Annotated in this window: 10 protein-coding genes; 5 read left to right on the forward strand and 5 right to left on the reverse strand. The window is 49.8% G+C overall.

The genetic code is table 11. The features are described from left to right. Positions 1-8 precede the first annotated feature (8 nt). Positions 9-1,457, reverse strand: a complete 1,449-nt coding sequence (gene aldA / locus IC617_RS15790) for an aldehyde dehydrogenase (RefSeq protein ID WP_191145953.1) — start codon at positions 1,455-1,457, stop codon at positions 9-11. A 292-nt stretch (positions 1,458-1,749) separates the two neighbouring features. Here aldA and IC617_RS15795 point away from each other — a divergent pair, with 292 nt between their 5' ends. Further along, on the forward strand, positions 1,750-2,559 hold the full coding sequence (locus tag IC617_RS15795) for an FCD domain-containing protein (RefSeq protein WP_224746065.1): 810 nt from the start codon (positions 1,750-1,752) through the stop codon (positions 2,557-2,559). Positions 2,560-2,632: 73 nt separating this feature from the next. Here the strand turns inward: IC617_RS15795 and IC617_RS15800 are convergent, their stop codons facing one another. From IC617_RS15800 to IC617_RS15815, 4 genes are all read right to left on the reverse strand, one after another. Beyond that, positions 2,633-3,394, reverse strand: a complete 762-nt coding sequence (locus IC617_RS15800) for a class I SAM-dependent methyltransferase (RefSeq protein ID WP_191145954.1) — start codon at positions 3,392-3,394, stop codon at positions 2,633-2,635. A gap of 185 nt (positions 3,395-3,579) precedes the next feature. Next, a complete protein-coding gene (locus IC617_RS15805; RefSeq protein WP_191145955.1) occupies positions 3,580-4,587 on the reverse strand; it encodes an Ldh family oxidoreductase in 1,008 nt (335 codons plus the stop codon). Positions 4,588-4,600: 13 nt separating this feature from the next. Further along, a complete protein-coding gene (locus IC617_RS15810) occupies positions 4,601-5,620 on the reverse strand; it encodes a zinc-binding alcohol dehydrogenase family protein (protein ID WP_191145956.1) in 1,020 nt (339 codons plus the stop codon). A 2-nt stretch (positions 5,621-5,622) separates the two neighbouring features. Further along, entirely contained in the window at positions 5,623-7,101 is a 1,479-nt protein-coding gene (locus IC617_RS15815) for a mannitol dehydrogenase family protein (RefSeq protein ID WP_191145957.1), read from the reverse strand. 350 nt (positions 7,102-7,451) lie between these two features. Here IC617_RS15815 and IC617_RS15820 point away from each other — a divergent pair, with 350 nt between their 5' ends. From IC617_RS15820 to IC617_RS15835, 4 genes are all read left to right on the forward strand, one after another. Further along, positions 7,452-8,387 (forward strand): sugar kinase, encoded by a 936-nt coding sequence (locus tag IC617_RS15820; protein ID WP_191145958.1) that lies wholly within the window; start codon positions 7,452-7,454, stop codon positions 8,385-8,387. A gap of 33 nt (positions 8,388-8,420) precedes the next feature. Continuing rightward, positions 8,421-9,050, forward strand: coding sequence for a bifunctional 4-hydroxy-2-oxoglutarate aldolase/2-dehydro-3-deoxy-phosphogluconate aldolase (locus IC617_RS15825; RefSeq protein WP_191145959.1), 630 nt, complete (start codon positions 8,421-8,423; stop codon positions 9,048-9,050). A 19-nt stretch (positions 9,051-9,069) separates the two neighbouring features. Continuing rightward, positions 9,070-10,161 carry a mandelate racemase/muconate lactonizing enzyme family protein gene (locus IC617_RS15830; protein ID WP_191145960.1) on the forward strand — a complete coding sequence of 364 codons (1,092 nt, stop codon included), beginning with the start codon at positions 9,070-9,072 and terminating at the stop codon, positions 10,159-10,161. A gap of 349 nt (positions 10,162-10,510) precedes the next feature. Next, on the forward strand, positions 10,511-12,067 hold the full coding sequence (locus IC617_RS15835; RefSeq protein WP_191145961.1) for an MFS transporter: 1,557 nt from the start codon (positions 10,511-10,513) through the stop codon (positions 12,065-12,067). Positions 12,068-12,201 lie beyond the last annotated feature (134 nt).

Raw genomic sequence — 12,201 nt, forward strand, 5'->3', positions numbered from 1 at the left:
TTTAAAATTTAGCCATAATTGAAGTACACGGTTTTCTTCTGCAAATAGCCTTCAAGGCCATATTTGCCATCTTCGCCGCCAATGCCACTGCGCTTAAAGCCAGTGTGGAAGCCGTTGAGCAGCTCGCCATTTGGCCGGTTGACATAGATTTCGCCGACTTCTAACTCGTTAACCGCCTTCATGATGGTGCGAACATCTTTGCTGTAGATGTAACCGGATAGGCCTAAATCGATGTCATTGGCAAACTGCAGCGCTTGTTCCAAGCCGGTTACCGGCATTGCCGCGACGATTGGCCCAAACACTTCTTCTTTCATAATCGCCATGTCGTTGGTGACATTGGTGATCACTGTCGGCTCAAACCAGTAGCCCTGCTTAAACAGTTCGCCTGTTGGCTTGCCGCCACCACAGGCTATCGTGGCACCGGCTGCTTTGGCTTTTTCAACATGGCCAATTAGATTGTCAATTTCGCGGGCATTGACTTTAGGGCCCACATCAACGGTTTCGTCGGTGGGCAAGCCAACTTTCAGCGCTTTCACTTTATCGATGAACTTCGCCATAAACTCATCGTAAATGGTTTCATGGATATACATGCGCTCATTTGAGGTACAGATTTGGCCACAGTTACCAAAACCAGATTGCACCGCCAGCTCAACCACTTCATCAACATCGATGTCATCCATCACAATAAACGGCGCTTTACCACCCAATTCTAGGTTTAGCGCCGTGATGTTTTCAGATGCAGAGCGATACAGAATAGAGCCAACTTCGGAGCTGCCGGTGAGTGTGACCAGCTTGGTGATTGGATTGCGAACCAGCTCGTCGCCAACTTCAGTACCTAAGCCAGAAACGATATTGACCACCCCTTTGGGGATGCCAACTTGTTCAACCAGCTTGCCGAACTCAAGCACAGTCAATGGCGTGTCGGCAGGCGGCATCAGCACCATGGAGTTGCCGGTGACTAACGCGTTGCCCAGCTTACGAGCGGCCAATGCCAGCGGGTAGTTCCAAGCGAGCAGACCAACGGTAACGCCATAAGGTACGCGCTGAATCCAGATTTGCTCATTGGCGTTCTCACTGGTGGTGATCTCCCCTTCGATACGACGGGCAGATTCCGCGGCATAACGCAAAAAGCCAACCGAACCGGCTACTTCGCCGCGGGCATCGGTCAGTAATTTACCTTGCTCTTCGGTGACCATTTGAGCAAAAGTTTCGCCTTGCTCTTCGAGTTTGTCGGCTAGCGCAGCCACGTACTCAGCGCGCTTTTGTGCTGGCAAACGGGCCCATTCGATTTGGGCCACCGCAGAGGACTGCAGCGCAGCTTTGGCATCGTCTCGCGTACCTTGCGGGGCGTATCCGACAACTTGTTCGTTTGACGGATTGAGAACCGTGATGGCTTGACCATCTGACGATTCGACCCATTGCCCATCAACATACATTTTGTGGGTGATCTTGCTCATTTAACTTCCTCGAAAACAAGGTTGAATTATAAAGGTAAACCAATTTGGTGAATAATACTGAAAATAGGTTAACCATTAAAGTGATTGTTATCACATCAAGTCAATCTTTGTAGAAAAAATAAGGCATGTGGATGATTTTATAGATCAACCAAAATGTCATTCTGACCATTGCTGGCCAAAAAGTGAGATCTGTGTCGAGTCGCTTGCTACATTTTGCAAGACAAAAAGAGTAGTATCTGGAGCAGGGTTGCCGCGCAATTTGCTAAATTGATTTACCAAATTGCAGTAGCACATGGAAATAAAGACGAAGGTACCACAACAAATGAATAGCCCAGAAGCGAAACGGCGTTATTACGACATTGGTTTGCAGATTGAAGAAATGCTCTTTTCGGGCGTCTTCAAAGCGGGCGAGCGATTGCCGTCTGAGCGTGAGTTGAGTGAGCGTTTTGAAACCAGTCGGGCGACTATTCGCGAAGCCATTATTATGCTTGAACTTAAGGGCTTGGTGAATGTTCGTCAGGGCGCCGGCATTTACTTCATCAATTCACCCGAACTGGCCAACCACCGCTCGATTTTGCCGAAAAGCGATATCGGCCCGTTTGAATTGCTGCAAGCTCGCCAAATCATTGAGAGTAGCATTGCCGCGTTTGCCGCCAGCCAAATCAAGTTCAATGAGCTGCGCGAGCTGAAGAAAGTGCTGCAGGCGCAGGAACGTGAAGTAAACGGCGACAGCGCGAAGTTCGAAGAATTGGATCAGCAATTTCACTCGTTAATCGCCGAGTCGACCCAAAACCGGGTGTTGATCAATCAGGCCGCAGAAATGTGGAGTACAGTGCGGACCCAGAATCCACTGTGGAAAGAGTTAAACCATCAGTTTCTCCACGAGGAACGCCTGCAGGCCATGTGGATTGAAGACCACAAACGGATCTTGCTGGCTCTGCAAAAGCGCTCTGCTGAAGAAGCCCGGCAAGCGGTGTGGAATCACATTGAAAACAGTAAGCAGGAATTGCTGAAAATCGCTAACGCCGAAGATGTTGATGCTGACGCTGATTTTGATGATTACTTCTTCGCCCAGGATTACGAGCTGGATGCTAAAGGCTGACAGCCTGAATTGACTGAATAAAGCGGCTTTTGCCGCTTTTTTTACGTCTGCAGGTGGCTTATTCCAACAGGCTCTAGTCGTTTTGCGGCGGTTTTTCAGCAACAATTAATAATTGTGAAGCCAGCCTTTTTACGCCTAATTTCCACACTGCCCAGTCATAGATGGAAGACAGTAGAAATACCGGAAATACACTGACGTAGTAGGACGACTGATAATAGCGAAAGCGAATTTGGCTCAGGTTAAAGCCGCTGTTTTCAAACAAGTTCCGAATCTCCGGATAAGCACAGCGATGGTAGTAGGCAACAAAGCCTAATTCGCCGCGGCGCTCTGGAAATGCCCAGTTCACCAGCTTTTGAGTCCATGAGTTGGGTAGCATCCGGTTGAGTAATGAAAACGGTGCGTTTTTACCCGGTAAAACATGAACACAAACACCGCCAGGTTTTAGCACTCGAAACATTTCTCGGGCGAATACGTCGTTATTTGGCAAGTGCTCCATCACTGAACGGCTAATGACGAGATCGACGGAGTTGTCTGCCAGTGGCCATTGCTCACAGGCATCAGCGACGAGTGCGGCGTCTAGGTAGCGGTTTTTGCGCAGTGACGATGGCAGAATATCCATGCCGATGATGGTCGTTGAACCGGCTGCCGCAAGCTTTAATGAATCAGGTAACAAGTAACCGGCGCCGACATCTAAAATCACGCCTCCGTCAAGGCGCATGGCGTGCTCAAGGATCTGCTGTTCGTAGTGGGGGAATAATGGTGCCGTTAACTGTTGTGGCAAGCGCCATAACACACGTCGGCAAAGGCCATGATTCAGCCGCTTGATAAACCCCATTATCACTTGTGCTCCAACTATTGGTTGAGTTCGTTCGCAACTCGCTGCTGCTGGTTCTGAACGAGTATGATCTCATTTGTGCGCTCGAAGCATGCGTTGAAAACACTATGGAATCAACTTCTTTGCCAGCAGAAACAACAAAGCCGCTTCAAGTGAAGCGGCTTTGTCATCATTGGCCAATGGCGTTAGCTGACCAGATAATCGTAAACGCCTTGTGGCACCGGAATGCCCTCTTTGCTGCACTTGGCTTTGTATTCAACCTGCAAATCATTTGGTGCCAATACTTTTTCAACATCCGGTGCAGGTGGCACTTCGCGCAATTCGGTCACCATGGCTTTCATCATGGTGGCAAACAATGGGTTACCCAATTTGTCCGGATCGATGACGATGACTAAGCTGGCGAGCTTGCGGAATTTATCGTAGTCGCCGTACATCCGAACAATGTGGTTGCCGAAGTTGGCGCCCATCAGAATGCCGGTCAAAGCATCAATTGACAGCGCAATACCGGAACCCTTGTGGCCGCCGAACGGCAGTAGGTTTTCAACCTTGTGAGGATCGGTCGTTTCGTGACCTTCGGCATCAATGGCAAGGCCCGGACCGATGGATTTACCGGTTTCTTTGGCATGCAACAACTTACCAAAGGCAGTAGCGCTGGTGGCCATGTCAACAATCATTGGCTCACCATCAGCAACAGGGAAACCAAAGGCAATCGGGTTGGTGCCCAAGAAGCGTGCAGCACCGCCATATGGCGCAACACAGGTATCGGTTTGGGTCATCGAAATGGCTATTTTGCCAGCATCAGTGGCTTGTTGAATAAAGTAAGACAGGGCACCACAGTGTGAGGTGTTTTTAATGCTAACAAAGCCAACACCGGTTTCCGTTGCCAGTTCGATGGCGTGGTTGGTGGCCGCGATCAGCGCCGAGTGGCCCATGCCATCGTCAGAATCGAGCACTGCCACAGATGGCGAGATCTGATCGATGCTGAATTCGGCATTAGGATTTAAGCCACCTTTTTGCAAGCGTGTGCAGTAGTGCTCAACGCGCATCACACCATGAGAGTGCACGCCGGTAGAGTCGGCATGGACTAACACATCGGCGACTTCATCGGCAGTTTTTGCTGGCAGCCCAGCAGCTTCAAGTTTTTTAACGGCGAGCGCTTTTAGCTCGGCTTCCATTACATATTGAGTTGTCATTGCTACTTCGACCTTAAGAGAAATTAATCACGCCTTTGATCAGCGACTTGTTTTCCACCACGTCTTCTTTGTAGTTGCTGCCAAAGGTGGCGAAGTCGTAGTCTTGGTTCTTCATGATGTCTTCAGAGATGAGGCCCTGTTCCATCAGTTCGATAACGCGCTGGAAGTCTTCGCGGGTGGCGTTACGGCTGCTCAACAAGGTGGTTTCTTTCTTGTGGAAGGTTGGGTCGTCGAGTACCAGATCGCCGATGTATAAACCGATGAAGACCACTTTGCCGCCGTGGCGGATCAGCTCAATACTGCGGCTCATTGATTGCTTATTGCCGGTTGCATCCATTACGGTGCAGGCCAAACGGCCGCCGAATGCCGCTTTGAGCTGGACTTCGTAGTCTTCGGCAAGTGGATCGAGTGCAGGTACACCCAGTACTTTTTCGATGTGTTGACGACGCGCTTCGCTGACATCAGCAACCACGACTTGGGCGCCATTTGCTTTGGCAATGGCGGCAGCGGCAATGCCGATTGGACCTGCACCAATTTGCAATACGCGCTCACCGGCTTTGACTTCGGCACGGCGAACGGCGTGGGCGCTAATGCCGAAACATTCGATCAGCGCACCCTGACTTGGGGTGATCGAAGCGGGTAGTTTGATCAGGTTGTCTTCTAGCACACTGAGGAATTCAGTGAAGCCGCCATCTTGGTGCACACCATAGAGGGAGACATTTTCACAACAGTTGGTTTTGCCATCTTCACAAGCTGGGCACTCTCCACACGGAATACAGGGGATCACGGAGCAGCGATCGCCAACTTGGGCGTCTTTACAATCGGCTCCTAGCTCAACCACTTCGCCGCAAATCTCATGACCCAACACGCGTGGGTAGCTGAAAAATGGCTGGCGGCCGGCATAGGCGTGAATGTCAGTACCACAGATGCCAACGGCTTTGACTTTCAGCAGCACTTCATTAGCTGCCACTGCTGGCATCTCACGTTCAACATATTCGATAGAGAAAGGCTCATTACAAATTAAAGTTTTCATGATTAGTTGGTTCCTTTAGATACCGAGTGGACCAAGCCCTTGATACCTGTTTCTTGTAGGTTCACGAATGCTGTCTCAATGAGCGCAGCAAAGGTTTCATTGCTTTGTGGGTGTTCACCAAAAATCTGCTTTAGGGCCAGCAGTGCCTTGAGCTGGTCGACGGCGGTCGATGCGCTATTCACTGCTTGCTTCAGTTGTTCTGCCATTGGGTCAACCAAATCGCCGCCGTTGGTGACGGCGTTAATGACGAATGTTGCCCAGCCGGCAATCAGCAGCGGCTGGCACGTTGGCGTAATGCCGCGCTCAAGCATCGTCAGCATTGGGTCAATGGCGCGTTGCGGCAGTTTTTGGCTGCCGTCCATCGCGATTTGAGCTGTTTTGTGCTTGATGTTGGGGTTGCTGAAGCGGCCAATCAGTAACGAGGCGTATTGCTCGAGGTCGACTTTCAAATTTGGATTAAGCGATTTTGCTTGCTCTTCAAGCATCAGGCGCAAGGTAGTGGCGCGGAAATCGGCATCTTCCATGCACTGGTAGATGAAATCGTAACCGGCAAGGAAACCGTTATAGGCGAGGAATGAGTGGCTGCCGTTGAGCATACGCAGCTTCATTTCTTCGTAAGGCAAGACATCGGCGACGAACATGGCGCCGGCTTTGTCCCAGTCTGGGCGGCCTGCAACGAAGTTATCTTCGATCACCCATTGACGGTAATCTTCACAAACAATGCCGCATGGGTCGCGGTAGCCAATGCATTCGTCGATCACGGCAAAAGCGTCATCGGTCATGGCTGGCACAATGCGGTCAACCATAGTGCTAGGGAAGGTGACATTCGCTTCAATCCAGCTGGCCAGCTCGGCATCAAGTTGTTTGGCAAAGCTCAATACGGCTTCTTTGGTCAGCAGGCCATTCTCTGGAATGTTGTCGCAAGACAGCACGCTGAACGGTGCTAGACCGCGATCGCGGCGTATCCGCAAGGCTTCGGTGATAAGGCCGAGTGCCGATTGTGGCGTCTGTGGGTTGGCTAAATCATGTTGAATGAGGCCGTTGTTGATATCGAGTTGGCCCGATTGTGGATCGCTGCAATAGCCTTTTTCAGTGATGGTCAGAGAAACAATCTTTACTTGTGGCTCGGCCAACTTATCAATTGCTGCTTGAATACCATCGACTGGGGTATGAATTGATTCGGTTACTGACCGGATTAGGCGCGACACCATGGTGTCGGCTGAGCGCTCAACGACGCTAAATAAGTGATCTTGAGCTTGTAAGTCGGCGATTAATTCAGGGCCGCCAAACATGTTAATTTCGCAGATCCCCCAAAGTTGGTCTGACTGATCGTTGGTGAGATCGTTATAAACGGCCTGGTGACCGCGGTGAAAGGCGCCGAACCCGATATGGACAATATTTGTTGCTAGCTTTGAGCGATCAAAGCTTGTCTTTTCATTGAATCCAAGAGATTCCAAATTTACTTCTGTTGTTGTTGTCATTTGTATCACCAACTTATCAACCAATTGCTAGCGGACTGTTGTTCGTTCATCCGCAAGCCGTCACTGTGTAGGAATGAGTGAATGGTAAACCAATTTTTGTCGGCTGGCTAATAGGTATTTGGCGGCTGACTTGCGTTTTTTTTTGTTTATTTTGATTTAAGTTATTGTTTATTATTTTTATTTTGTATTTTTTGTTGACAATTAAATGTTCTTTATTTTTTAACGCCATCACATTATTTATTGTTTTGGTTGACCAAAGTTGTGAGCTAGCACTAAGATGGCACCGTTTTCTAATCCCAATGACTTCGTCTTATTGCAGGGCGAGCCAGCAAAAAAACTGAGAGTTGAGCATGTCTAGTGAAATTTTGACTTTTGGTGAACCAATGTTTGAGTTCAGCCAAATCAAGGAACGTGATGCTGCAGATGCAGATTTCCTGAGTGGGTTTGGCGGCGATGTATCAAATTTCGCAATCGCTGCTGCTCGCCAGGGCGCCAATGTCGGCATCTTTACCCACTTGGGCGCGGATGCATTTGGTGCTGAATTCCTCAAGTTATGGCAGCGTGAATCGGTCAACTCTGATCTGGTTGTCAGCAGCCAAACGGCTCATACCGGTGTTTATTTCATTACCCACGACGAGCAAGGTCATCATTTCTCATTTCTGCGCAAAGGCTCTGCGGCTAGCTTGATTCAGCCGCATCAGTTACCCGTCGAAGCGATTAAAGCGGCAAAACTGCTGCATGTGACTGCCATCACTCAGGCGATTAGTGCCAATAGTTGCGATGCTGTATTTGAAGCATTAGATGTGGCCCGAGCCAATGACACCCTAGTTTCGTACGACACCAACCTGCGGTTGAAATTGTGGTCTCTGCCACGTGCCCGTGGGGTGATCAGCGAAACGATTCGCCATGTCGATATTTGTTTCCCTAGCTTGGACGAAGCTCAGCTGTTGACCGGTTTGACCGAGCCCGACGAAATCATTGACTACTACCTCAAGCTTGGTGCTCGTATTGTGGTGCTAAAGAAAGGTGGTGAAGGGGCCACAGTTGCCACTGAATCGGAGCGTTTTTCAATTTTGCCGCACAAGGTGACGCCGGTGGATGCGACTGCTGCTGGTGACTCTTTTGCCGGTTCGTTCTGTACTCATTACGTGCGTGGCGCCAGCCTCAAAGACGCGCTGGCTTATGCCAATGCGACGGCTTCGATCACCATCACTGGCTACGGTGCGGTCGCGCCACTGCCAACATTGGCGCAGGTTGAAGCGCGACTAAACGAAGCCAGCGCCTGAATATCGAATTTAATTTAAAACATGGATCCATCTATGCAAAACCTTAACGAACAGCTTCGCGCGCTAAAAGTGGTGCCAGTTATTGCCGTTGACAAGGCCGAAGACATCTTGCCGCTGGGCGAGCAATTGGTCAAAAACGGCTTACCTGTGGCCGAAATTACGTTCCGCTCGGACGCCGCTGAAGAAGCCATTCGCCTACTTCGCCAAGCGCAACCTGAGATGTTGATTGGTGCCGGTACTGTGCTCGATGAAGCACAAGTCATCGCCGCTAAAAATGCTGGCGCAACCTTTATCGTCTCGCCGGGGCTGAATCCAAATACCGTGAAAGCTTGTCAGAAGCATGACATCGCAATTGTGCCGGGGGTCAATAACCCATCGACCATTGAAGCAGCCATTGAATTGGGGCTCGATACGGTGAAGTTCTTCCCTGCAGAGCCTTCCGGTGGCATCAAGATGCTGAAAGCGCTGCTCGCGCCTTATCCGCAATTGCAGGTGATGCCAACCGGTGGCATTGGCGCAGGCAATATTGAAGATTATCTGGCGATTCCTCGCGTATTGGCTTGCGGCGGGTCGTGGATGGTTGATAAGGCGCTGGTGAACGCCGGCGAATGGGACAAAATTGGTGAGTTAGTTGCTGCTGTTGTCGCGCAACTGAACGACTGATTTCGGAGTAGTAGTTGTTATGAGCCCGATTAAGTCGATTGAAAATCGCCTTTATAAGATTCCGTTGGCTGAGATCTTATCTGATGCTAAGCATGGCGATCATGACCATTTTGAGCTGATCACCTGCACCATCACCTTAGAAGATGGTTCTCAGGGCACCGGCTACACCTATACCGGCGGCAAAGGCGGTTATTCGATCAAGGCGATGCTTGATTATGACTTGGCGCCATCGCTGATTGGTGCCGATGCGGAGAACATCGATGCCATTTATGATCACATGGAATGGCACATTCACTATGTTGGTCGCGGCGGTATTTCGTCCTTTGCTATTTCGGCGGTTGATATCGCCCTCTGGGATCTCAAAGGTAAGCGTTTGGGGCAGCCGCTGTGGAAAATGGCCGGTGGTAGTAGTGATCGCTGCAAAGCTTATTGTGGCGGCATCGACTTACACTTTCCGCTCGACAAATTGCTCAATTCGATCGAAGGCTACCTCAAGCGGGGTCACAACGCGGTAAAGATCAAAATCGGTCGTGCCAACATGCAAGAGGACATTGACCGAATTGCCGCCGTCCGCCAACTGATTGGCCCAGATATCACATTTATGATTGATGCCAATTACTCACTGACGGTTGAGCAGGCCATTACCTTGTCTAAAGCCGTCGAACAGCATGACATTACTTGGTTCGAAGAGCCGACCATTCCTGATAACTATCAAGGCTTTGCGGAGATCGCCAAGAACACATCGATTCCATTGGCGATGGGTGAGAATTTACACACCATCCATGAGTTTGGCTATGCCTTTGAGCAAGCTTCGTTGTCGTTTGTGCAGCCCGATGCGTCGAATTGTGGTGGTGTCACCGGTTGGCTGCGTGCGGCACAGCTCGCTGACAAATACGGCATTCCGGCTTGTAGCCACGGCATGCAGGAATTGCACGTTAGCTTAGTCAGCAGTCAGCCCAATGCAGGCTGGCTAGAAGTGCATAGTTTTCCGATTGACCAATACACCAAGCGCCCGCTGGTGGTTGAACAACACTTGGCTGTCGCGCCCAATACACCGGGCACTGGCGTCGAGTTTGATTGGCACAAGATCGCCGAATATCAGGTCGCATAACGCCGACCGAGGTTCGCCTTACTAAGCGTTATATTTGTACTTTGTGTGGTTTTGCCCCGTGCTGGACATCAGCATTGGGGCTTTTTTTTGCGTTGATTTTGCGATTGCTAATTTGGTTGACCAATGTGTTTTGTTACTTGTGCTGATGAAATTTTAAATTGCTTCGTCATTTGATGATCTAGGACAAAAAGTGATTTTAAACCGAGTGTTAGAGGATTTTTGATGTGTTTGTTTTGTGATTATTGATCTACCTATTTTGTTATTTGGTTGACTAATGTGATCAAAACTAAAAAATTGGTTGTCCTTTTGTGTAACCATGTCGGCCAGTTAAAACACTGAAGTTATTCGAATGACTAAACAAACACTAACGGCTTGCCAGTACGCGTTGATCGTCACCATTGGCGGTTTTGTCTTTGGCCTTGATGCTGCCATCATTTCCGGAACCATTCGCTATATCACCGCTGAATTCGCTCTCTCTGACATGGAGTTAGGGACGGTCGTCAGTGCGCCGAGTTTAGGAGCCATTTTTGGCCTGTTCTTGGCCGGCAAAATGGCCGACCTATTTGGCCGCAAGAAAACCCTCATCATCATTGCCGTGGTCTATCTGATCTCGGCCCTTGGTTCTGCCTTTGCGACCAACTTTACCGTGCTATTGGTGGCGCGTTTTATTGGTGGATTGGCGTTTATTTCAATTTCAGTCACCTCTATGTACATCGGCGAAGTTTCGCCACCACAGCTTCGCGGCAAGCTGGTTTCGTTTAACCAATTAATGATGGTCATTGGCTTATCCGGTGCTTACTTCATTAGCTATGGCTTAGTGCAGTCGGTGGCGCCCGGTGAAACCGAAATTTGGGGTTTTGCCATTTGGCGAGTGATGTTTGCTACTGAGATCTTGCCAGTCATTATCTGGGCAGGCTTGCTGTTTACCATTGCCGAGTCGCCGCGTTGGTTGCTGATGTATGGCCAACGAGCACAAGCGAAGCAGGTGATTTTCAGTGTCAATGACCCAGCCACAGCGGCGGCGGCACTGGCCGACATGGAAGCAAACTTAGCCAGTCACAAAAGTGAGTTGGTTGCAGACAAGCCGCTGAAACTCACTTTTGCCCCTAAGTACCGTAAGGTGCTGTTGCTTGGTATTGCCATTGCCACAGCGCAGGGATTCACAGGCATGAACGCCATTTTGTTTTATGCGCCCGTCGTGTTTGAGCAATTGGGTTCTGGTGTTCACGGTGCGTTTGAACAAACCACATACATTGGCGTGTGCGGCTTTATTTTTACGCTGGCGGCAATTTTTCTGGTTGATAAATTGGGGCGCCGACCTTTGCTACTCATGGGGCTCGCCGCCATTTTGGCATCTCACTTGTTGTGTTGGTATGGCTTTAGTAATGCTAGCTACGTCATCTCGCAACGGACCCTCGACAATGTGCCGGTTTCGATGGACGCCAGTAAGCTCGAACCGCACACCGGTAAAACCTTCGATTCCGACATTGCGCTCAAAGCGTTGCTGGCGGAAACCTATGAGCACAAAGGTGCCAAGCTTATCGAAGGCTACGTGATTCAGTCTTCAGTAACCATGAACGCCACCGTCATTCTGTTCGGCATCTTTGCTTTTATTGGCGCGTTCCACTTTTCCATTGGGCCAATCATGTGGGTATTGATCTCGGAGATCTCGCCGAATGCGATTCGCAGTGTCGCGATTCCGTTTTTTGCTCTGACCACCAGCATTTCCAGTTACTTGGTTCAGCACCTATTCCCTTGGCAATTAAACACCATTGGGGCCGCCGGAACATTCCTGATGTACGGCATGTTCGCCGCTATTCCACTGTTAGTAGTGGCGCTGTTCCTGCCTGAGACCAAAAACAAAAGTATTGAAGATATTGAAAAAACTCTGGTGTCCGAGGCCTAGCCTCGGGCGATCAGCGACTGACACAGGAGGTAATCAACTCACACGGTTATTGAGGATCATGGCTTGGATGCAGTGGGACTAATCTAACCGAAAGTCATGGTTGTGATAGAGATTTCGAATATTACAAATCACGC

The sequence above is a fragment of the Neiella litorisoli genome, assembly GCF_014773395.1.
GTDB lineage: Bacteria > Pseudomonadota > Gammaproteobacteria > Enterobacterales > Neiellaceae > Neiella > Neiella litorisoli.